Consider the following 20,847-nt stretch of genomic DNA (forward strand, 5'->3'; position numbering starts at 1 on the left):
AAGTTATTACACTAAGATATTAAATATAATCTATTAAAGGTGGGATAACATGAAAAAATTTCGGTTGCCGTTCGTACTGTGCTTAATATGCTTTGTCCTCTTCCCTGTCGATGTTGCTTATGCTAAAAAAGGCACACAAGTCCTTGTTCCAGATACGGTCAAAGATCCACACAGTAAATACACTGCCAAATACGAATCTGCTAACCATCAGCATTGTACTGCCATTCTGATTTCGTCAACTGTCGCAATCACTGCTAAACATTGTGGCGGGGATTACAAAACATCATTTAACGGGACGATTTATCCAGGAGAATCAGGGTTAAGTACGCCTTTTGGTTATATGAACGTTAGGGTCTATATTCCACACCCAAAATACGACATTGCGCTATTAAAGGGGACTGAAAAAGACCAAAGCAGGGCCTACCATTACTATATTAGAAACTTCAAGACCCAAGTTAAAAGTTTCACAGATATGCAATTACAGCGTTTCCTTTATGACGATATCTACTCCTATGGTTATCCTTACAAACGTAGTGCTTACAAACAATATCGTAGTGATGGTCAAGTTACTTTTTATGAAAAAAATAAAGTGCTCCTTCGTACGTCATTACCGACTTATGAGGGGCAATCGGGGTCCGGTGTTTTCAAAAAAGATGGTCAATTTATCGGTATTATCATCACTAGAACACAACAATTTGAAGGCAATGTACTCCCTTTTACTCAAAAAATTGCAAATTGGATTAATGAAAATGAATCATAACAACTTGCTAATGCACCATTGCTTCCTAATTCCAAAAATTTACTACGCTGTTATTTCATAAAATTTTAAAGTTATTACATTAATATATTAAACATAAACTATTAAAGGTGTGATGACATGAAAAAATTAAGGTTGCTATTACTGCTGACACTCATATGTTTTATCCTCTTCCCTGTTGATGCTGCTTACGCCAAAAAAGGCACACAACACGTCGTCCCAGATACCGTCGCGGACCCTCACAGTAGATTAACTGCCAAATACGAATCTGTTCACCTTAACCATTGTACTGCCATTCTCATTTCGTCAACTGTCGCATTAACTGCTAAACATTGTGGCGGAGATTATTATTCATCATTTAACGGGACAATCTATCCGGGTGAGTCAGGCTCGAGTACGCCTTTTGGGTATATGAATGTGAGAGTCTACATCCCACATCCAGACTATGATATTGCGATATTAAAAGGAACTGAAGCAGACCAAAGTAGAGCCTACAAATACTATATTAAAAATTTTAAGACACCCGTTACAGGATTTAGTGATAAAGAATTATACGATATCATGGGTCAAGATGTTTACGCCTATGGTTATCCATACAAATTCAGTGGGTATAAGCAATACCGCAGTGATGGCAGCATCTATTATTATTATCAAAATAAGCATTTTGTTCATACATCATTGCCTACGTATGAAGGGCAATCGGGATCTGGCGCCTTCTTAAAAGATGGTCGGTTTGTCGGAATCATCATCACAAGGACAGAAAGTTATGAAGGTAATTTCCTCCCATTTACTAAAGATATTGCAGATTGGATTAACCAACACGCGAATTAGAATCTTGCTGTAATCGTGCTTTCATAAATTTTAAATTATTAAAGGTGTGTTGACATGAAAAATTTACGTTTGCTGCTCTTACTATCACTCGCATACTTTATCCTCTTCCCTGTTGATGCTGCTTACGCCAAAAAAGGAACGCAACACGTCGTCCCAGATACCGTTGCGGATCCTCACAGTAAATACACTGCCAAATACGAGTCTGTCCACCTTGATCATTGTACGGCCATTTTGATTTCATCAACTGTCGCATTAACTGCAAAACATTGTGGTGGAAATTTTCTCTCATCGTTTAACGGCACGATCTATCCAGGGGAGTCAGGATTAAGCACCCCTTTTGGTTATATGAACGTTAGGGTCTACATTCCAAATCAAAAGTATGACATTGCGCTATTAAAAGGGACTGTAGCTGACCAAAGTAGTGCTTACAAATACTATATCAAACCATTCAAGACAGAGGTGACAGGTTTCAGAGATGACCAATTATACGGTTTCACCAATCGTGACGTATACTCGTATGGTTACCCTTACAAGTTTAGTGGTTATAAACAATATCGTAGTGATGGTAGCGTTGCATATTATCATAAAAATGACCATTATCTTCATACGACATTGCCGACTTATGAAGGACAATCGGGGTCTGGCGCTTTCTTAAAAGATGGTCGATTTATCGGAATCATTATCACAAGAGACGACCACTATGAAGGCAATATACTCCCTTTCACTCAAGACATTGCAAATTGGATTAACGAACACGCAAATTAGAATGTTGCTGTATCGCACATAATCCCTAACTTTAGCACACAACAAAAGAGGCTGGCGCTTAATTTCCAGCCTCTTACTCATGTTATTCTTCAACCTTACAATGAACTTATCTCATGTGCATCTACTTTCGTTTGCAATTTTTGCTCTTGTCACTTTCAAACTTTGCATAAATGTTATGTCCTGAAACTTTAAATTTATTATGTTGCTATATTAAATAGAATATATTAAAGGTGTGATAACATGAATAAGATAAGATTGATAGCATTACTTTTACTAACATGTTTTATCTTCTTCCCTGTCGACTCTGCTTATGCCAAAAAAGGGACACAAGTCCTCGTTCCAGATACAGTTAAAGATCCTCACAGTAGATATACCGCAATATACGAGTCTGTTCACCTTAGCCATTGTAGTGCCATTCTGATTTCATCAACTGTCGCATTAACCGCTAAACATTGCGGCGGGAATTATCTCTCATCATTTAATGGTAGTATCTATCCAGGCGAGTCAGGGATGAGTACGCCGTTTGGTTATATGAACGTGAGAGTCTACATTCCACATCCAAGATATGATATTGCACTATTAAAAGGGACTGAACAAGACCAAAGTAGAGCCTACAAATACTATTTTAAAGGCTTCAAGAGTACTGCTGTTACAGCCCTCTCAGATAAAGAATTAAAGGATATGATAGGTCGTGACGTATATTCTTATGGTTACCCGTATAAGTTTAGTAGGTATAAGCAATATCGCAGCGATGGTAGCATTCAAAATTATTATCCACAAGATTTTTTCCTTTATACGTCAATGCCTACTTATGAAGGACAGTCAGGGTCGGGTGCTTTCTTGAAAAATGGTCGTTTTATCGGCATCATTATCACAAGAAATCAACACTATGAAGGCAACATACTCCCTCTCAACAAGGATATTGCAGACTGGATTAACAAAAACTTAAATTAGAATCTTGCTGTATCGCACATAATCCCTAACTTTAGCACACGCCAAAAGAGGCTGATACATGTCTTCAGCCTCTTACACATGTTATTCTTCAACCTTACAATGAACTTATCTCATGTGCATCTATTTTCATTTGCCTTTTTCGCTCTTGTAATATTTATATTTAATACACTCGTTATTTCATAAAAATTTAAAGTTATTATGTTAATGTATTAAATAGAATATATTAAAGGTGTGATAACATGAATAAAATAAGATTGATAGTATTACTTTTACTAACATGCTTTATCCTCTTCCCCGTCGATGCGGCGTATGCCAAAAAAGGGACACAAGTCCTCATTCCAGATACAGTTAAAGACACGCACAGTAAATATACTGCAAAATATGAATCTGGTATCCGTCAGCATTGTACAGCTATTCTGATTTCGTCAAATGTCGCACTAACCGCTAAACATTGTGGCGGGAATCAACGCACAAAATATGGTGGCACGATTTATCCGGGTGAATCAGGATTGAGCACGCCTTTTGGGTATATGAATATTAGCGAGTACATTCCCAACCCAGACTATGACATTGCAATCTTAAAAGGGACTGATAGAGACCAAAGTAGGGCTTATCAATACTATATTAAAAAATTCAAGACGCCAGTTACAGGTTTCTCAGATCAAGAATTGCAAGATTTCGTTGGCAAAGAGGCATACTCTTATGGCTATCCATATAAGTATAGTGGTTATAAACAGTACCGTAGTGATGGAGAAGTTGAGTTTTATGAAAAATCTGTCCCTATTCTTCGCACGACATTGCCTGCTTTTGAAGGACAATCGGGGTCTGGGGTATTCACAAAAAATGGTGAATTTATCGGTATCATTATTACAAGAACGGCTAATAACGAAGCAAATGTCCTCCCCTTTACTGAAAAGATTGCGCAATGGATTAACAAAAACGAAAAATAGCAGCTTGTTTTCTCTATTTTTATAATCCACAAAAGAGGCTGGCGCTTGATTTCCAGCCTCTTACCCATGTTACGATTTACTATAAAATAAACAAATGCCCTAAACCACTGTGCTTACACACTGAGTGCTTTCAATTTCTTTTTGAATTTATTATACACGACAAATAGCGGAATCAAGATAAGCAAATAAATGTTATAACTGACTAAACGCATCATCGCAAAGGGCAGTTCAAATAAGTACGCAAACCAAAACTCAGCATCTTGCTTCTCCCACAAACCTGGCGTTAAAAATAGACCTCTAGTATCATGTTTTAATGTCAAATTCAACATCAGTAGAGCGAAAAATACCGCAAACAGTGTCTCCAAAAATCTCAGCCAGCGTTTGTAATAATAGCTTAAAGACTCTCGATCAGAAAACAACACTTCTGTCTCATCCCCTGCCTTCATCCAATATTGATTCATCCAACCGCCCCGATAGCCTTGGACGTGCTCCCAACCAAATGATTCATATAAAGCAAGATAATCATTCATTTTTTGACGGCTATAAATTTCTTGATAATCTAAGCGTACGATATGCGGTTCATGGGTCTTTTCGAAATAATAATTGCCTAAAACTGACACTTTGACTAAACGGTATCCTTGTTGAAGTTGGTCATTTAGCCACTGTTCTTCTTTTACAGGATCAAAAAAGCTTCTCCACTTTTTATAACGCGTTCTCATCTGAAGCCCCTCCTTGTTGATAAAGTGACACTAAATGTTGCAAGCGCTCTGTTTCAAGTTTCAAAATTTCTTCGCCTCGCGCTGTGATTTGGTATACTTTGCGTCTTTCTTTAGGATTGCTAATCATTTGAATATAGCCATGTTTACTTAAATTTTCTAAAGCCCCATACAATGTTCCGGCAGCGATTTGGACTTGACCTAAGCTTAACTCTTGGACATAAGTCATGACGCTGTAGCCATGTAACGGTTGACGTAATGCTAATAAAATGTAATGCATTGTTTCGGATAATGGGACGAGTTGAGGTCTTTTTTTCATCTTTTTTCACCACACATTATATAGTTCAACTGTATAGTTTGATTATATAGTCGGACTGTATAGTTGTCAAACAGCAAAATAAATAAGCGTTGAACACTGCAATCTGAAAATACATTCAGACTTTTGTTCAACGCCTATCTTATATGAAGCTCATTATTTTTTAACTGGAATGCTGTGTGTAATATCAATCCCTAACACGAGCGGCATGATAAAGTACACGACAACGATAATGACGACGATACTAATCAAGTTCATAACAAAACCTTTGACCGCCATTTCTTTAATTTGAATTTTACCTGTACCAAAGACAATCGCGTTCGGTGGTGTCCCTACTGGCAACATGTAAGCGCAGTTTGCGGCCATTGCGGCAGGTGCCATTAATAGTAATGGATGCACGTCAATGGCTACAGAGAGTGTCGCTAATATCGGTAAAATCATCGTTGCTGTCGCTGTATTGGATGTGATTTCCGTTAAGAACAAGATAAACACGGTAATCACTACGACAATAATAATCGGGCTGACCCCTTTTAACAATGTCAGTTGTTCACCAAGCCATGCTGCAAGGCCACTTTGTTGAATCCCTTTGGCTAACGCTAAACCACCACCAAATAGAATGAGCACGCCCCACGGCAATTCTTTTGCAACGGACCAGTCTAAAATGCGTTTATGTTGATGCTTGGCTGGAATTAAGAAGAGTAAAATCGACACGAACATCGCAATGGTACCGTCTGCCACGAGTTCTGTAAATGCCCATTTCGACAGTAAAAATTCACGCGAAATCCATAAAAAACTCGCCAATAAAAAGACAACGAATACGACTTTTTCTTCATATTTAATTTTGCCTAACGCATCCAATTTGTCTTTGATCACTTTTTGACCGCCTGGCAATGTTTTCATATCATGACGAAATGCGACAAATTTGAAATAAAGCCATGCTAAAAATAGCAGTAAAACGACTGTTGGCACACCGACAATCATCCATTTCGCAAAACTCAATTCGCCACCAAAGTTAGTCGCATATTGCCCTTTTAAAATGATGAGCGGCGGTGTCCCAATAAGCGTACCCAAGCCCCCAATAGTGCCGGCATAACCAATACCCAACACAAGTGAACGTTCAAACTTTTGAATACTTTCATCACTGTCCGCTTCGGTTTTCAATGCATTGGCCTCTTTAATAATCGCTAAACCAATCGGAATCATAATCATTACCGCAGCAGTGTTCGACACAAACATCGATAAACCACCTGTTGCGACCATAAAGCCTAGTAAAATGCGCCCTGTACTCGTACCAATACTGCTTATAATCGTGAGCGCAATTCGTGTATGTAAATCCCAACGTTCCATCGCAATGGCTAAAATGAAGCCACCTAAGAAGAGATAAATAATATCATTCCCATATTGCGCGGATACGGTTGCACTGTTCATGACGTGTCCTAACGGCAACAGGACAAGTGGTAGTAAGCTTGTCGCTGGAATAGGAATCGCCTCTGTGATCCACCAAATCGCAATCCATGCTGTTATCGCTAATACGTAAACCCCTTTGAAAGATAAATCATCTGGTCGAACAAAAAGTAAAATCAGCGCAAAAAGTAGCGGTCCGAGTACGAGCCCAATCGCTTGAGCTAATGTATAAGACGGATCTTTCTTTTTGTCAGTAAAAAAAGTTAACAATCTTGATTCGTTTGGACTGTTCATGATGTGCCCCCCTTTGTTTACAATAGAACATCCCAAATTGTATTAATTTTTAAAATAGTATAGCATATTTAGCGATTAAGTATCTAGAAAAAGTTAAGCGCTTTCTTTTTTAATACTTATGAAAAATTTTAAAAACTATCTACATTGTCTATAATTGAAATATAACCCAATAAAAATATAGCAAATAATATTTAAAATACTTTGTTGTGGTATATGAAAAACAAGGTAATGTGATGAGGGAATTGTTGTTTATGACGATGAACTCAAAAGAAATGTTAAAGAATAAGGTGATGTGATGAATAGAACCATGTACGCTCTAAAAATAGGCGTCATTACTTTTTTAGTATTTTGTACCATTCGCTTTTTTTGGACAGAATTTAATCATTTTTTTGATCAAGTGTTGTTTGCTTCCATCGTTAGCGTTTTAACTGTATGTATTTCTTTATTTTTAATAGGTAAGCCTGAAAGTTAAAACATGACTAACGCCAGTATAGGTTGAAGTTTCACTCACTCCATCCATACTGGCGCTTTTTGGTAATCCTATACGACCACTCATCTGAAATCTTTATGCTATTTTTTTACTGGCAATTTCAAAATCGCAATCGGTTTACGAATAAATGATTTCGCCACTTGATCCGAAATCAACAATCCGACCGCAATCGCCCCGGCAATCAGAGTGGCACGGACGAAAATATCACTGGCTTCATTAAAATTGAGTGTCAAAAGTTGTTGTGTGGCCTTAAAAAATATACTCCCCGGCACTAACGGAATAATGCCTGGCACCATAAAAATGATGACCGGCGATTTATATTTTCGTGCCATGATATGAGAAATAATACCAAGAATAAAGCTGCCATAAAGACTCGCATAAATGCTGTCGATACTAAATATTTCGGACGCAATGTGAAAAGTCAAATAGCCGAATCCGCCACATAAACCCGCTGGTAAAAATAACCGCTTCGGCGCATCATAAACGAACGCAAAGCAAAAAGAAGTTAAAAAACTACATATAAAAATAATGAGAATTGTCATTTTTACCACCTCCTACATGATTAAAAACGCTGTCGTCACACCTGCACCAATTGCAAATGATGTGACAATGGCTTCTAAAAATTTTGCGGTAAACATGAGCATATGGCGTCCGAACAAATCTTGAATGGCTGTCGTAATTAAGACTCCCGGCACGATAGGCATTACTGCAGCTGTAATGGTGGCACCGATATTAGGACTGTCCAACCAATGATTCAACGGTATCGCGATTAAACCGATGACAATGGCCCCTAAAAAATCAGGGATGAATAATGTGAGCTCTTTACTCTTCATCCACTCAGTTACGAAATACCCCATTGCACCGGCAAGCACTGCAGGCAATAAGTCAATCCAAGCGGCTCCCTGTAAATATAAAAAGCCCATAGAGATGAGTCCCGCAAACAACATTTTGTGACCTAATGCATAACGCTCTTGCCCAGGTTCTAATTGTTTCAACATCGCATAAGCTTCGTTAAAATCAATCGCATGTCGTGCAATTTGACGCGACACATGATTCACTAAATAAATATTCCTCAAATTCGTATCGTTCTTTTTAATTCTGACCATGCGAGTATCGTGATCCGGTGATAATGAGAAGTTAATAAAAATATTAAGTGCATAACCTTGTGATTCCTCATACCCATAACTTTGTGCAATCCGACTCATCGTATCTTCCACACGCGTCGCCTCAGCACCACATTCTAACAAGATACGCCCTGCCAACGTCACAATATTCATGACCTCTCGATCCGTGGGGATATACTGCGTCATTTCCGTCACCTACTTTGATGTATTTCTGTTTCCAACAAGCGCTACAACGACTGCTTCGACGTAGTCCTATTGTTCGTTTTGACTTAATTCAAAAATTATAACCGATTTAAGTCGAGATTGCTATGATAGATATTAAGCCACTCAGCCCTATCAAAATAGATGTATCGCTTATAGCATAATCATTTCCTCTAATTTCCCACTTTTGTATTTACATAAGTAAGTACTTTTGTTATAATATGTTTATGGAGATGATAAAAATGACTCAAACATTTAACGATGTAAGTAAATCGACCGAACGCATTTTTAAAAACGGAAATAGTCAAGCTATGAGTTTAAGTAAAAAAACGATTCAATCCGTTGATTTTGAGATTGGGGATACAGTTGAAGTACAAAAAATAAATGGTGGGCTGTTTATTACTAAAAAAGAAGTATCTATTGAAGATAGTATCAAAAACTTCTTCCAAAATGGTGGTAAGTATCAAGAATCAGAAGTAGACTTCGGCGAAAGTGTGGGTCGTGAAATATGAGTATTAAACAATTTGACATCATTTACATTGATTTAAATCCAACTCGCGGTCGTGAAAAACAAAACATAAGACCTTGTTTAGTGATCAATAACCAAATGATGATTGACGGCACTGAATTTGTTTGGGTTGTACCTATCACAAATCGTGAGTTGCGTTATCCAACCGATATAGAACTTAAAACCAAAAAAGGACTGGTATCTGGCGTGATAGATACGATTCAAATACGTGCTTTAGACTTAAACGCTCGTCAACATAACTATAAAGATGCATTACAAGACAATCTAAAAAGTAAAGTTTTAAAAGCAATACAAACATATTTAAATCCAAACTACTAAAATGTGATATGAATTCCTAAAAAATATAGTAATAGTAAGCAGTAAACAATAAAACGTAATGACTGCTTTGATAATACTTAAGCCTAATGGAAATTTCAAGCAACAATTCATTCACGAGAACAATGCAATCCAACGAAAATGAGCGATTGTCTTCAAAATCAAAAAAGACAGTGCCGCCCTTATATCGACGTACACTGCCCACTTCATGATTATTGTTCAATTGTCATTAATGCGTCAAAACGTGTCGCATCTAAACGGTGACCTACGAAGAAGCTGCCAAATTCACCGTAACGTGCTGTTGTTTCATCAAAACGCATTTCGTATACGATTTTTTTGAATTGAAGCACGTCATCTGAAAATAACGTCACACCCCATTCGAAATCATCGAAACCTACTGAACCTGTAATGAATTGTTTAATTTTTCCTGCATATTTACGACCAATCATACCGTGATCGTACATTAACTTTTTACGTTCTTCCATTGATAACATATACCAGTTGTACGTTTCGTTACGACGCTTGTTCATCGGATAGAAACAGATGTATTCTTTTTCTGGTAACTCTGGGTATAATCTTGCTTTGACATGCGGATTTTCGTATGGGTCTTCATTCGAATCACCTGCAAGATAGTTACTCAATTCTACAACTGATACATAAGAATAAGTCGGAATGAAATGATCTGAAATCGCTAGCTTATTGATTTCATTTTCAATTTCAGTTAAATCTTTCATTTCTGGACGTAACACCCATAACAGTAAATCTGCTTTTTGACCTGTCACATTATATAACACTTGGTCGCCTTGTCCCTCTGATTGCGCCTGTTTTAATCGATCCATTAAACGATGAAACTCCGCAATCATGTCCGCTCTATCTTCTTGTGGCACTAAACGCCAAGACGCCCAATCTATCGCATAAAATAAATGTAAACTATACCAACCATCTAAAGTCTCTGCTGCATGACTCATTCAGAACACTCCTTAGAATTATTATTATCTGTACAAACTAAATTTTATCATAAAATATTTGAACAGAACGATTTAAATGATTACAAATTAGTGTCATGGAAATATCGCCTTAAATGCCGTATAATAATAGATGGAAAATCGATGTAAGGAAAGTAGAGGAGGACCATTATGTCTAGTTTATTAGATGTACTAAAAGACAAACTTTCAGGTAAAAATGTTCGCATTGTATTACCAGAAGGAGAAGATGAGCGTGTATTAACAGCAGCTGTTGACCTACAAGCTTCTGACTACGTGGCGCCTATCGTATTAGGTAATATTGACAAAATTAAAGCACTTGCTGCAGAAAAATCTTTAAATATTGAAGGTTTAAATATCATTCAACCTGATACAAGCGATCTTAAAGCAACACTCGTTGAACAATTTGTAGAACGTCGTAAAGGGAAAGCGACTGAAGAACAAGCACAATCTTTATTAAATGATGTGAACTACTTCGGTACAATGCTTGTTTATGCAGGTCATGCAGACGGCTTAGTAAGTGGTGCCGCACACTCAACAGCGGACACTGTACGTCCAGCGCTTCAAATCATCAAGACAAAACCAGGTGTTTCTAAAACATCAGGTGTTTTCTTCATGATTAAAGAAGACCAACAATTCATTTTCGGTGACTGTGCCATCAACCCTGAATTAGCTGCATCAGATTTAGCTGAAATTGCAGTAGAAAGCGCTAAAACAGCACAAAGCTTCGGTATGGACCCACGTGTTGCGATGTTAAGCTTCTCAACAAAAGGTTCTGCTAAGTCAGACGACACTGAAAAAGTCGCTGAAGCTGTGAAATTAGCACAAGAAAAAATCGACGCTGAAAACTTATCAGACGTGATTATTGATGGTGAATTCCAATTCGACGCCGCCATCGTTCCTGAAGTAGCTAAGAAAAAAGCACCTGATGCAAAAATCCAAGGTGACGCTAACGTATTTATTTTCCCAAGCCTTGAAGCAGGTAACATTGGTTACAAAATTGCACAACGTTTAGGCGGTTATGATGCGATTGGTCCTGTCTTACAAGGTCTTAACTCACCTGTAAATGACTTATCACGCGGTAGCTCTACAGAAGACGTTTACAACTTATCTATTATTACTGCTGCTCAAAGTTTACAATAATGGATTTAGCACATAAATATTTTAATGGTCACACATGGCGCTATGTGGACCATTCTTCTGGTTTAGAGCCCATGCAGTCTTTTGCATTTGATGATACCTTTTCTGAAAGTGTCGGTGCTGATTTATCCCCTAGTGTTGTCCGTACTTGGGTACATCAACATACGATTATTTTAGGCATTCACGATTCACGTTTGCCTTATTTAAAAGATGGTATTCAATATTTAACAGATGAACGTGGCTATAATGCGATAGTCCGTAACTCAGGCGGTCTCGGTGTCGTCTTAGATCAAGGCATTTTAAACATTTCCTTAATGTTCAAAGGGAAAACTGAAGTAACTATCGATGAGGCCTTTACGGTCATGTACTTATTGATGAGTAAAATGTTTGAAGATGATTTTACGGAGATTGCGACACATGAAATTACGCATTCGTACTGTCCGGGCAAGTTTGACTTAAGTATTAATAATCAAAAGTTTGCCGGTATTTCACAGCGCCGTGTTCGCGGTGGGATTGCCGTTCAAATTTATTTATGTGTCGAAGGATCAGGGAGTGAACGTGCGGCATTGATGCGTGCCTTTTATGAACGTGCATTGAAAGGTGAAACGACAAAATTCACTTATCCCGACATTCATCCGACAAGTATGGCTTCATTAGAGGAGTTACTCGGTCGTCCGATAACCGTTCAGGATGTCATGTTTAAACTACTCTATGCGATTAAAGATTTAGGTGGTCAGTTAAACATGGATCCGATGACGCCTCACGAATGGGAGCGGTATGACCATTATTATGAACGCATGCTCGATCGCAACGCTAAAATGAATGCAAAATTGGATTAAATCAAAACCACTCGTGTAAACGGGTGGTTTGTTTTGCGTCTGAAGCCCTCTGTTACTGACCCTCCCCTTTTAAGGACACTTGGAAAATCAGCTATCCGTATCTACAAAAGCCTTTGCACCAAAATTTTCTATTCCTATATCTATATTTCAAATGTTTAATTCATCCATTATTTCTTGTGTACTTAAACCGGAGACTTTAAGTTCAACACATTTCCATTTAACTTCACTTGGATATGAAACGCTTTTCATAATAAAAACACTCTTATCAAATTCATTTTAATATGAATTCAACAAGAGTGCTTTTTTTATTTTGTCTCACTAAATGGGGTCAGTTCCAACATCCCTCACCTGCTTTTCTTGTCATCTATTGATTAAGCCTTCGTATCACCTCATAGTTATGTTATGCCCTGTCTATTGGCCTCATAGGCATCACCGTTCACATGATTCTATCCTTCTGTATGTGCATGAAACACCTTAATTTTCTCACCGATTTCATCTCGCACACGTTGAAATTCTGACCACGCTTGACCTGCTGGATCATCAAAGCCCCAATGTTCTTTTTTAACATGTGATGGTATCGTCGGACAATTTTGGTCTGCATCACTACATAGCGTGACCACTAAATCTGATTGTTGGATGATTTGAGGATCAATCAAGTCTGAAGTATGAGACGAGATATCGATACCGATCTCTTCCATGGCCTTAATTGCTTGTGGATTAACGCCGTGTTTTTCAATCCCAGCTGAATAGACGTGCCAATCATCACCTAGTATGTGCTTGCCCCACCCCTCAGCCATTTGACTGCGGCATGAATTGCCAGTGCATATAAAATAAATAGTTTTCTTATTCATATTCAAACCTCTTCCTTAAAATAGAATCAATGTTAGGTATAATCCTAGAAGTGTGATAAATAGAACGGGTATCGTTGTAATGATACCGATTTTAAAGTATGTCCCCCACGAAATCTTGACACCTTTTTGAGTTAATACATGTAACCATAATAATGTTGCTAAAGAACCAATGGGCGTCATTTTAGGTCCTAAGTCAGAACCGATGACATTCGCAAAAATCATGCCTTCTTTAATTGTACCTACCACATCAGCTCGGCCAATTGCAATGGCGTCTATTAAAACAGTGGGCAGATTGTTCATAATAGAAGACAAAAACGCTGCGACAAACCCCATACCCATGATGCTACTGAATAAGCCGTAATCCGAAATATGCGTCAATACATTCGCTAAAATCGTTGTAATTCCTACATTTTTTAATCCAAAGACCACCAAATACATCCCAATTGAAAAAAGAACGATATTCCATGGTGCACCTTTAATCACCTGTTTGATTCGCACAACTTTGGATTGGCGAGCAAACAAAATGAATATCAATGCAATACTTGACGCAATGAGAGATACAGGGATTTTGACAAATTCACTCACTAAATAACCTATGAGTAAGAGTGCTAAAACTATCCATGACACATGAAATAATTGATGGTCTTTAATCGCCGCTTGAGGTAATGTCAGATTTTCTGTATTAAACGTCTGCGGTATAGATTTTCTAAAGTAAAGCCATAAAACGAAAATACTCGCAGTTAACGAAAATAGATTCGGAATGATCATGCGACCTGAATATTGAAGAAAGCCAATATCAAAATAATCAGCCGAAACAATATTGACGAGATTACTCACGATGAGAGGGAGTGATGTCGAATCCGCAATAAATCCACTCGCAATCACAAATGGGAAGACTGCTTTTTGATCAAAACCTAAATGGCGTACCATAGCTAAAACTATGGGCGTCAATATGAGGGCTGCCCCATCATTAGCAAAAAATGCTGCCACCACAGCCCCTAATAACATCACAAAAACAAACATTTTCAAGCCATTTCCGTTTGCGGCCTTGGCCATATGTATCGCGGACCATTCAAAAAATCCAATTTCATCTAATATGAGTGAAATCAAAATAATGGCGATAAATGTGACCGTCGCATTCCATACGATACCCGTCACTTCAAGTACGTCAGAAAAGTTGACAACACCCAAAACCAATGCAACAACTGCACCGATTAACGCAGTCACACCGATGTCTAAATTTTTAGGTTGCCATATCACAAAAACTAAAGTGAACAGAAAGATGACGATTGCTAAAAATGTCATGCGCCACACACGCCCGGCGTAATTTCGTTACATATACAGCGTTCGTGCGCGGTATTAATGCGGCTTAAGTTTTGATTAATCGCTTCTAAAAGTGCGTGATTCAGTCGATACATACGTTTATGACCACTTTTTCTTGTAAAAACCAACTCACTCTCTACTAAAGTCTTCATATGATAACTGAGCGTAGGCTGTGAAAATTGAAAGTGTTCCAACAAATCGCACGCACATAATTCTCCATACGACAAGATATCGCCAATTTCTAATCGACTCGGATCGGCTAAAATCTTCAATGTTTTGGAAAGTTCTTGATATGACATCTGCATACCTCCTAAACTTTAAATAGATTAACATCTATATAGATAGCTGTCTATGTTATTGAGATTTCTACTTTTGATATTTCAAACTTTTGAAACTTGAGTTTGAGCGAATTTTCAAACACTCAGATAGCGTTAACATGTTGGTAGCTCACTACGTAACGTGTCCCATACAAAATGGCCAACTATCCTGTGTCGGACACACCATATATGAAAAAGGACCGATAAGATTTTCATCTCATCAGTCCTTGTTATGCCCGACATCAATATCTCCGTTGTCCACTTCACCACTGTGCTTCATGGACATTCGTTCATTTCCCCCACGAAAATAAACAACACGCATTCATTGACTATTCGTTTGAAATGTAATGTGATTTGCCTTTTAAGAAGAAACTTAAAACGAGTGCTAAACCACTTAAAGCCGTCGCGACCCAGAAAGCACTGTTGACCCCATCAACAGAAGCGAGCTGATTCACGAATTTGATAATTGCTCCCATCGCTTGCTCTTGACCACCAAGTTGTTGCGCCAAGGCTTGCAAGCTGTCTTGAATTGTTGGATCCGTACGGTCTAGATCTTGTTGGAATGTCGCCAAATGTGATTCAGTTTGTTGTGTCATCACTGTCACCAAAATGGCCGTACCGATTGAACCGGCTAATTGTCTCATCGTATTCACTAAGGCGTTACCATGAGAAATTAAACGTGACGGCAATGCATTCATCCCTGCTGTCATAATCGGCATCATGACAAAACTCATACCGAACGAACGGATAATGTAAATCATTAAAATACTGCGATATGGTGTATCCATAGTCAGTTGTGTGAGTTCCCAAGTGCCATAAGTTGTAATGGCTAAACCAATAATCGTAATCGGTTTGATTCCAATTGTATCGAGTAATTTACCAGCTATAGGTCCCATCACACCCATAATTAAAGCACCTGGTAAGAGTAATAACCCAGAGTCTAGCGCTGAGAAACCTCTTAAACTTTGTAAATATAATGGCAGTAAAATCATACCACCGAAGAGACTCATTGTGAGAATCATGTTAATAACTGCTGTTAACGTAAAGCCTGAATATTTGAGTACTTCAAAATCAAGCATTGGCGCTTTCATCGTCATTTCACGGACAACAAACGCAACTGTAAACGCGATTCCAATGATAAACATGATGACAATTTTTGTAGATGTCCAGCCATCGTTACCTGCTTCACTAAAGCCATATAACAATGCACCGAAACCAATTGTACTGAAAATGATACCTGGAATATCCGCTTTTGGATTCGTCGTTTTTTGGTAAATCCCAAACCATGCAAATGCAAGCACAAGTGAAATAATACCTACAATAAACATACCGAAGAACATTGTATGCCAATCATAATTTTCGACAATATAACCAGAAAGTGTTGGTCCGATTGCTGGTGCTAAAATCATCGCAATCCCCATTGTTCCCATGGCCATACCACGTTTTTCAGGTGGGAAGATCGTCATGAATACATTTGTACCTAAAGGCATTAAAACACCCGCACCCATCGCTTGAAGCACACGACCCACCATCATGACTGGGAAGTTCCAAGCGAAACCACAGACGAGTGACCCTATCGTAAATATCAGCATCGCAGTTAAGAATAAACGACGGTATGAATATTTATTAAATAGGAAAGCACTGATCGGAATCAAAATACCATTGACTAACATAAAGCCTGTCATCAACCATTGCCCTGTTGATGCAGAAATATTAAAGTCGGTATTAATTCTTGGTAATGCTGTGTTCAGTAATGTTTGGTTCAAAATAGAAATAAACATCCCGAAAATCATAGCGACTAAAATTTTGCCACGTGTGACGCCTTTTTTAAAGACATAGCTTTGTGTGGCATCCGCTACCTTTTCATTCACCGGCTGACGTTTAGCTTTATTTTGGTCCGCTGTCGCTTTTTGTTGAGCGACCTCTTTGTCTGCCGGCGTTGCAGTAGATGCGTCATCTTCATCGTCGTCTAAACGAAATGAATGACGTGTTTGATGTGCTTCTGAATGTTTGTCACCTTCATCTAAACGAAAAGTATGCGTCGGTTGATGTGCATCACGTTCAGGTTGTATTGCGTCTGATGCGACGTCACGATGTTGTTGAGAAAGTGATTTTCTCTTTCTTCCTCGTATGATCGTCCAGTTCAGTATGATAATCACAATAAGAGCAATTATGGTGTAAATCATCATAAACATGTGATGACCCCCTCTCTTAATTTTTGTGAATACTTACTTCAGCGTTCATGCCTGGAACAACACTATTAGAAGGTTGGCTGTTTAATTTGATTTTAACAGGCACCACTTGTGACACCTTTGTATAGTTACCGTCACTATTTGATGATGGCATTAATGAAAAGCTTGAGGCAGTCGCATGACCGATTTGATCCACTTTACCTTTCACTTTTGCGTCTTGACCATCAATCGTAACATCTACATCTTGGCCATTTTGAACGTCTTTTACTTCTGTTTCGTCAATGTTTGCTGTGATATATAAATCATCTAGGTCATATGCGTATGCAATCGGTTGACCTGCTTGTGCGATGCCATCTTCTTGACCATCTAATTTTGCGATTGTACCCGCTTTAGGCATTGTGATAGTCATTGTTTGTGGCTCATCACCTTGACCTGCACCTTGTACTTTGGCTACAGTATCCCCTTTTTTCAATGTATCTCCTTCACGCACGTCTAAACTACTAATTTTTCCTGACGCAGGACTTGCAATTTTAATTTGGTCCCCGTCCACTTGTGCGTTGTCTGTTTTAATATAATTAACCGATTGATTGTAGAAATAAAAGCCTACAACACCGATGATAATTAAAACGATGATCGTAATGATGTTCACCATAACTAATTTCTTCATCTTCTCTACTCCCTTTCTCAATAAATTCAACTCCTGTATTATAAGTCAATTCACTCTGAAAAAATACAGACAATCATTTCAAATGTGTCGGATGGAAAATTATATTATAATAACACTGGTGATAATATGGTCAAAACAAAATCAAAAGCAAGACGTCGCATTGTGAAAGCAATGATTGAATTATTAAAAACAGAACCCCTTGATGAAATTACGATTAAACAGATTTGCGCAGAGAGTGGCGTCCATCGTTCAACTTTTTACGCCCAATTTGAAGATAAATATCAACTGTTTGAAGTTTTGACGACGTATCATATGGCGAGGTATGAAAAGCTCATTTTGTATACGTCAAAAGTGATTGAGTCTTACCCGCTCGATGAAACGAAAACACGCATTATCAAAACGTTTAGACTGCTGTTTAAGTATATTAAGCGTCACCAAACATTTTTCACAGCCATTATCGTGACGCAACCGCAACTTAATGCCATTCATCAATATTTACAATTTACGCGTCAAGCTTATGAAAAGTTGTTAAATCATTTGCCTGAGCTCCAACAATCCAATTACTTCATTAACTATACAATTGGTGGCGAAATTGCATTGATATACAGTTGGCTTAAACAAGGTTGCCAAGAATCGCCAGACGATATGGCACAAATTTTGTATTCCAATATCATTAAAATGGGAAGATAGGGTTACTGTTGGCCATCTACGCACACGTGATACACTCAACTGACATACACGAGAGACATCTTTGTTGAACCTTTGATATAGAAAAGTGAGGTAAGCAATCATGGCACACCCCCCTAATCAGCAACGGATTATTGAATTAGATGCGTTACGTGGGATGAGTTTGTTTGGGATTTTACTTATGAATATTTTAGTATTGAGTTTTCCTTTTGAGCATGTTCGTTTAGATCTTGCGCTACAAGGAATCGATAGCTTGTTGTTGCGAATGGTCATGTTATTCGTTATTGGTTCTTTTTATCCTATTTTTTCATTTTTATTTGGATTCAGCTTAATGCTCATTTACAGAAGTACACAACAACGCGGCATTGCTTTTAAACCAGTAATACTAAGACGGCTTATTTTTTTGATGATACTCGGGTTAATTCACGGCTTTCTCTTATTTGCTGGAGATATTTTACTGACATATGCCGTGATGGGATTTGCGGCGATGTGGTGCACCAAAGTTTCTGTCAAGAAGTTAAAAAACGCGGCGATCATTTTATTTGCATTGAAAGTCGTCCTCTTTGGTTTACCCTTTCTCATTATAGGATTAATGTCAAAAGCGAAATTACCGTTCAGTGGTGGGAATCAAGCAGCATTGAATGACGTGTTACAAGCTAAAACGAGTTCACATTATATCGACTTCTTCCTTTATAATGCACAGGATAACCTCGGTAACATTGCCTCGATACTGACCATTGATTGGCTCGATATTTTTCCCTATTTATTGTTAGGGATGGCGGCAATGAAAGGCAATTTAGTGGCATGGGTGAAGCAACATCCGACTCGTGCGACACAATGGGGCACTCTTTTTATCGTTATCGGTGTTCTCGTTAAATGCATCGGTGCGTATGCAATGACTAATCCTAGTTTGATGATGTTCAGCTTTATGGTTGGTGGTCCGTTATTATCTGTCGGTATTGTGCTCCTCTTTTTCCATGTCATGCAATATCCAGTAGCTCAGAAGTTACTGAAGCTCTTTCGTTATCCTGGAAAAATGAGTTTATCCGTGTATTTATCTCAATCCATTGTCTGTACATTCCTTTTTACGGGTTTCGGCCTTGGATTTTATAACAAACTGCCACTTTATCAAACCTACCTCTTTGCGCTCGCACTGTTCCTCATACAAGTCGTTGTTTGTTATGTGTATTTGCGTCAGTTCAATCAAGGTCCTATCGAATGGGTGTGGCGTAAAATCACGTACTTCGGAGTCAAAACGACATCATCAAAATAAGTTTAAAAAGTCAAACAGGCCTGTTCTATCATTCATAGTCGCTACGCTATCAATGTGAACAGGCCCTTTTATTGGAGAACTTTTTGAAAATGAAAAACACAAAATGATATGTTTACTGTCATATCTTTTGCTTATTCTTACTGTACCATGTTTTGAATCATTTTGGGATACAATTATTAAAAATTTATTGATTTTTTATGAATTGTCTCACAAAAGATGTAAGATTGGCACATGATGTTAGTCAGTTGCCTCATGATAAAAATCACGTTTTAAGCATTCATAATAGTTCATACTTACATATTGCTCTCCTACGATGCTGTCTTCATGTTTGACGCCAACGAAACGAAATCCCGCTTTTTCTGCAACGCGATTACTGCCAATATTATGTACATTCGCACGCAATTCTAATTTATTGAGATTATAATCCGTAAATGCGATATCACATAATTTACGTACCGCAGCTGTTGTTATCCCTTGGCCATTCTCACTTTTCGCAAGCCAATAACCAACTTCTGCTTTACGCACCTTGTCATTCCAAGCATGTAAATCAATCGTCCCAATGAGTTGATCTTTTTTATAAATGAAGAAATATAAAGCCTTCCCCTCTGCAACCAAGATTAATGTTTGTTGCATAAATGTCTTTTCGTCTTCCACAGAGGATATCGTTTCAGCCCATGGTAAAAACGTTTTGAGATGGTCTCGATTTTGATCAACAACTTTGTAAAGCGCTGGTGCATATGCCAGTGTTGGATAAACAAAATCAATGTCGTCGTTCACAGCAAGTCTAAAATGTTGCATCCCCTCACCCCTCCATTTAATTTTCAGATTATTATACACAAATATCATTATTAAAACAATATCCATTGATACAGTTTTTCAAAAACACTTTCATCAAACGCAATCAATAAAATTCATTTTTTTAATGCAAT

General features: G+C 38.0%; 23 protein-coding genes. 11 read left to right on the forward strand and 12 right to left on the reverse strand.

What is annotated here, in order from left to right:
- The first annotated feature begins 49 nt into the window (after positions 1–49).
- From CCE82_RS05550 to CCE82_RS05570, 5 genes are all read left to right on the forward strand, one after another.
- On the forward strand, positions 50–760 hold the full coding sequence (locus tag CCE82_RS05550; protein WP_086428426.1) for a trypsin-like serine peptidase: 711 nt from the start codon (positions 50–52) through the stop codon (positions 758–760).
- Between the two features lie 117 nt (positions 761–877).
- Positions 878–1,588: a trypsin-like serine peptidase gene (locus CCE82_RS05555; protein ID WP_086428427.1), complete on the forward strand. Its 711-nt coding sequence runs from the start codon at positions 878–880 to the stop codon at positions 1,586–1,588.
- A gap of 54 nt (positions 1,589–1,642) precedes the next feature.
- Entirely contained in the window at positions 1,643–2,353 is a 711-nt protein-coding gene (locus CCE82_RS05560; protein WP_086428428.1) for a trypsin-like serine peptidase, read from the forward strand.
- A 240-nt stretch (positions 2,354–2,593) separates the two neighbouring features.
- A complete protein-coding gene (locus CCE82_RS05565; RefSeq protein ID WP_086428429.1) occupies positions 2,594–3,307 on the forward strand; it encodes a trypsin-like serine peptidase in 714 nt (237 codons plus the stop codon).
- A gap of 239 nt (positions 3,308–3,546) precedes the next feature.
- Entirely contained in the window at positions 3,547–4,257 is a 711-nt protein-coding gene (locus CCE82_RS05570; protein ID WP_086428430.1) for a trypsin-like serine peptidase, read from the forward strand.
- 113 nt (positions 4,258–4,370) lie between these two features.
- Here CCE82_RS05570 and CCE82_RS05575 read toward each other — a convergent pair whose 3' ends face one another.
- From CCE82_RS05575 to CCE82_RS05595, 5 genes are all read right to left on the reverse strand, one after another.
- Entirely contained in the window at positions 4,371–4,976 is a 606-nt protein-coding gene (locus CCE82_RS05575) for a DUF2812 domain-containing protein (protein WP_086428431.1), read from the reverse strand.
- Positions 4,960–5,292 carry a PadR family transcriptional regulator gene (locus CCE82_RS05580; protein WP_086428432.1) on the reverse strand — a complete coding sequence of 111 codons (333 nt, stop codon included), beginning with the start codon at positions 5,290–5,292 and terminating at the stop codon, positions 4,960–4,962. Before CCE82_RS05580 ends, CCE82_RS05575 begins: the two co-directional genes overlap by 17 nt.
- A 153-nt stretch (positions 5,293–5,445) precedes the next feature.
- Positions 5,446–6,987, reverse strand: coding sequence for an SLC13 family permease (locus tag CCE82_RS05585; protein WP_086428433.1), 1,542 nt, complete (start codon positions 6,985–6,987; stop codon positions 5,446–5,448).
- Positions 6,988–7,557: 570 nt separating this feature from the next.
- A complete protein-coding gene (locus tag CCE82_RS05590) occupies positions 7,558–8,019 on the reverse strand; it encodes a threonine/serine exporter family protein (RefSeq protein ID WP_086428434.1) in 462 nt (153 codons plus the stop codon).
- Between the two features lie 12 nt (positions 8,020–8,031).
- Positions 8,032–8,787, reverse strand: a complete 756-nt coding sequence (locus CCE82_RS05595; RefSeq protein ID WP_206184376.1) for a threonine/serine exporter family protein — start codon at positions 8,785–8,787, stop codon at positions 8,032–8,034.
- 257 nt (positions 8,788–9,044) lie between these two features.
- On the opposite strand from CCE82_RS05595, the gene CCE82_RS05600 reads away from it, so the two are divergent.
- Both CCE82_RS05600 and CCE82_RS05605 read left to right on the forward strand, forming a co-directional pair.
- Positions 9,045–9,314 carry an AbrB/MazE/SpoVT family DNA-binding domain-containing protein gene (locus tag CCE82_RS05600; RefSeq protein ID WP_019167948.1) on the forward strand — a complete coding sequence of 90 codons (270 nt, stop codon included), beginning with the start codon at positions 9,045–9,047 and terminating at the stop codon, positions 9,312–9,314.
- Positions 9,311–9,649, forward strand: coding sequence for a type II toxin-antitoxin system PemK/MazF family toxin (locus CCE82_RS05605; RefSeq protein ID WP_019167949.1), 339 nt, complete (start codon positions 9,311–9,313; stop codon positions 9,647–9,649). The genes CCE82_RS05600 and CCE82_RS05605 overlap by 4 nt, the downstream gene beginning before the upstream one ends.
- A gap of 209 nt (positions 9,650–9,858) precedes the next feature.
- Here the strand turns inward: CCE82_RS05605 and hemQ are convergent, their stop codons facing one another.
- Positions 9,859–10,614: a hydrogen peroxide-dependent heme synthase gene (gene hemQ / locus CCE82_RS05610; RefSeq protein ID WP_086428435.1), complete on the reverse strand. Its 756-nt coding sequence runs from the start codon at positions 10,612–10,614 to the stop codon at positions 9,859–9,861.
- Between the two features lie 168 nt (positions 10,615–10,782).
- Between hemQ and pta the strand changes: the two genes are divergently transcribed.
- Both pta and CCE82_RS05620 read left to right on the forward strand, forming a co-directional pair.
- The gene (gene pta, locus CCE82_RS05615) at positions 10,783–11,772 is read left to right on the forward strand and encodes a phosphate acetyltransferase (protein WP_086428436.1); all 990 of its coding nucleotides are present in this window, start codon (positions 10,783–10,785) and stop codon (positions 11,770–11,772) included.
- On the forward strand, positions 11,772–12,608 hold the full coding sequence (locus tag CCE82_RS05620; RefSeq protein WP_086428437.1) for a lipoate--protein ligase family protein: 837 nt from the start codon (positions 11,772–11,774) through the stop codon (positions 12,606–12,608). The genes pta and CCE82_RS05620 overlap by 1 nt, the downstream gene beginning before the upstream one ends.
- Before the next feature lie 446 nt (positions 12,609–13,054).
- Here CCE82_RS05620 and arsC read toward each other — a convergent pair whose 3' ends face one another.
- From arsC to CCE82_RS05645, 5 genes are all read right to left on the reverse strand, one after another.
- Positions 13,055–13,459: an arsenate reductase (thioredoxin) gene (gene arsC, locus CCE82_RS05625; protein WP_086428438.1), complete on the reverse strand. Its 405-nt coding sequence runs from the start codon at positions 13,457–13,459 to the stop codon at positions 13,055–13,057.
- Positions 13,460–13,474: 15 nt separating this feature from the next.
- Positions 13,475–14,764: an arsenite efflux transporter membrane subunit ArsB gene (gene arsB, locus CCE82_RS05630; RefSeq protein ID WP_086428439.1), complete on the reverse strand. Its 1,290-nt coding sequence runs from the start codon at positions 14,762–14,764 to the stop codon at positions 13,475–13,477.
- Positions 14,761–15,081, reverse strand: coding sequence for an ArsR/SmtB family transcription factor (locus tag CCE82_RS05635; protein WP_086428440.1), 321 nt, complete (start codon positions 15,079–15,081; stop codon positions 14,761–14,763). Before CCE82_RS05635 ends, arsB begins: the two co-directional genes overlap by 4 nt.
- Positions 15,082–15,428: 347 nt before the next feature.
- Positions 15,429–17,294 carry a DHA2 family efflux MFS transporter permease subunit gene (locus CCE82_RS05640; RefSeq protein ID WP_086428441.1) on the reverse strand — a complete coding sequence of 622 codons (1,866 nt, stop codon included), beginning with the start codon at positions 17,292–17,294 and terminating at the stop codon, positions 15,429–15,431.
- 16 nt (positions 17,295–17,310) lie between these two features.
- On the reverse strand, positions 17,311–17,958 hold the full coding sequence (locus tag CCE82_RS05645) for an HlyD family efflux transporter periplasmic adaptor subunit (RefSeq protein WP_086428442.1): 648 nt from the start codon (positions 17,956–17,958) through the stop codon (positions 17,311–17,313).
- 126 nt (positions 17,959–18,084) lie between these two features.
- Between CCE82_RS05645 and CCE82_RS05650 the strand changes: the two genes are divergently transcribed.
- Complete coding sequence (locus CCE82_RS05650; RefSeq protein ID WP_086428443.1) at positions 18,085–18,648, forward strand: TetR/AcrR family transcriptional regulator; 564 nt, start codon at positions 18,085–18,087, stop codon at positions 18,646–18,648.
- A 100-nt stretch (positions 18,649–18,748) separates the two neighbouring features.
- Positions 18,749–19,918, forward strand: a complete 1,170-nt coding sequence (locus CCE82_RS05655; protein ID WP_086428444.1) for a DUF418 domain-containing protein — start codon at positions 18,749–18,751, stop codon at positions 19,916–19,918.
- A gap of 237 nt (positions 19,919–20,155) precedes the next feature.
- Here the strand turns inward: CCE82_RS05655 and CCE82_RS05660 are convergent, their stop codons facing one another.
- Positions 20,156–20,716 carry a GNAT family N-acetyltransferase gene (locus CCE82_RS05660; protein ID WP_086428445.1) on the reverse strand — a complete coding sequence of 187 codons (561 nt, stop codon included), beginning with the start codon at positions 20,714–20,716 and terminating at the stop codon, positions 20,156–20,158.
- Between the last annotated feature and the right edge of the window lie 131 nt (positions 20,717–20,847).

This window comes from Staphylococcus cornubiensis, from assembly GCF_900183575.1.
GTDB lineage: Bacteria > Bacillota > Bacilli > Staphylococcales > Staphylococcaceae > Staphylococcus > Staphylococcus cornubiensis.

What these genes read in the sequence shown, in the direction of transcription:
- CCE82_RS05595 (WP_206184376.1), bottom strand. Translation starts at nt 8,787, where the DNA reads ATGACGCAGTATATCCCCACGGATCGAGAGGTCATGAATATTGTGACG.
- CCE82_RS05590 (WP_086428434.1), bottom strand. Translation starts at nt 8,019, where the DNA reads ATGACAATTCTCATTATTTTTATATGTAGTTTTTTAACTTCTTTTTGC.
- hemQ (WP_086428435.1), bottom strand. Translation starts at nt 10,614, where the DNA reads ATGAGTCATGCAGCAGAGACTTTAGATGGTTGGTATAGTTTACATTTA.
- CCE82_RS05655 (WP_086428444.1), top strand. Translation starts at nt 18,749, where the DNA reads ATGGCACACCCCCCTAATCAGCAACGGATTATTGAATTAGATGCGTTA.
- CCE82_RS05620 (WP_086428437.1), top strand. Translation starts at nt 11,772, where the DNA reads ATGGATTTAGCACATAAATATTTTAATGGTCACACATGGCGCTATGTG.
- CCE82_RS05635 (WP_086428440.1), bottom strand. Translation starts at nt 15,081, where the DNA reads ATGTCATATCAAGAACTTTCCAAAACATTGAAGATTTTAGCCGATCCG.
- arsB (WP_086428439.1), bottom strand. Translation starts at nt 14,764, where the DNA reads ATGACATTTTTAGCAATCGTCATCTTTCTGTTCACTTTAGTTTTTGTG.
- CCE82_RS05550 (WP_086428426.1), top strand. Translation starts at nt 50, where the DNA reads ATGAAAAAATTTCGGTTGCCGTTCGTACTGTGCTTAATATGCTTTGTC.
- CCE82_RS05565 (WP_086428429.1), top strand. Translation starts at nt 2,594, where the DNA reads ATGAATAAGATAAGATTGATAGCATTACTTTTACTAACATGTTTTATC.
- arsC (WP_086428438.1), bottom strand. Translation starts at nt 13,459, where the DNA reads ATGAATAAGAAAACTATTTATTTTATATGCACTGGCAATTCATGCCGC.
- CCE82_RS05600 (WP_019167948.1), top strand. Translation starts at nt 9,045, where the DNA reads ATGACTCAAACATTTAACGATGTAAGTAAATCGACCGAACGCATTTTT.
- CCE82_RS05640 (WP_086428441.1), bottom strand. Translation starts at nt 17,294, where the DNA reads ATGTTTATGATGATTTACACCATAATTGCTCTTATTGTGATTATCATA.
- CCE82_RS05650 (WP_086428443.1), top strand. Translation starts at nt 18,085, where the DNA reads ATGGTCAAAACAAAATCAAAAGCAAGACGTCGCATTGTGAAAGCAATG.
- CCE82_RS05560 (WP_086428428.1), top strand. Translation starts at nt 1,643, where the DNA reads ATGAAAAATTTACGTTTGCTGCTCTTACTATCACTCGCATACTTTATC.
- CCE82_RS05580 (WP_086428432.1), bottom strand. Translation starts at nt 5,292, where the DNA reads ATGAAAAAAAGACCTCAACTCGTCCCATTATCCGAAACAATGCATTAC.
- CCE82_RS05575 (WP_086428431.1), bottom strand. Translation starts at nt 4,976, where the DNA reads ATGAGAACGCGTTATAAAAAGTGGAGAAGCTTTTTTGATCCTGTAAAA.
- pta (WP_086428436.1), top strand. Translation starts at nt 10,783, where the DNA reads ATGTCTAGTTTATTAGATGTACTAAAAGACAAACTTTCAGGTAAAAAT.
- CCE82_RS05660 (WP_086428445.1), bottom strand. Translation starts at nt 20,716, where the DNA reads ATGCAACATTTTAGACTTGCTGTGAACGACGACATTGATTTTGTTTAT.
- CCE82_RS05555 (WP_086428427.1), top strand. Translation starts at nt 878, where the DNA reads ATGAAAAAATTAAGGTTGCTATTACTGCTGACACTCATATGTTTTATC.
- CCE82_RS05605 (WP_019167949.1), top strand. Translation starts at nt 9,311, where the DNA reads ATGAGTATTAAACAATTTGACATCATTTACATTGATTTAAATCCAACT.
- CCE82_RS05585 (WP_086428433.1), bottom strand. Translation starts at nt 6,987, where the DNA reads ATGAACAGTCCAAACGAATCAAGATTGTTAACTTTTTTTACTGACAAA.
- CCE82_RS05570 (WP_086428430.1), top strand. Translation starts at nt 3,547, where the DNA reads ATGAATAAAATAAGATTGATAGTATTACTTTTACTAACATGCTTTATC.
- CCE82_RS05645 (WP_086428442.1), bottom strand. Translation starts at nt 17,958, where the DNA reads ATGAAGAAATTAGTTATGGTGAACATCATTACGATCATCGTTTTAATT.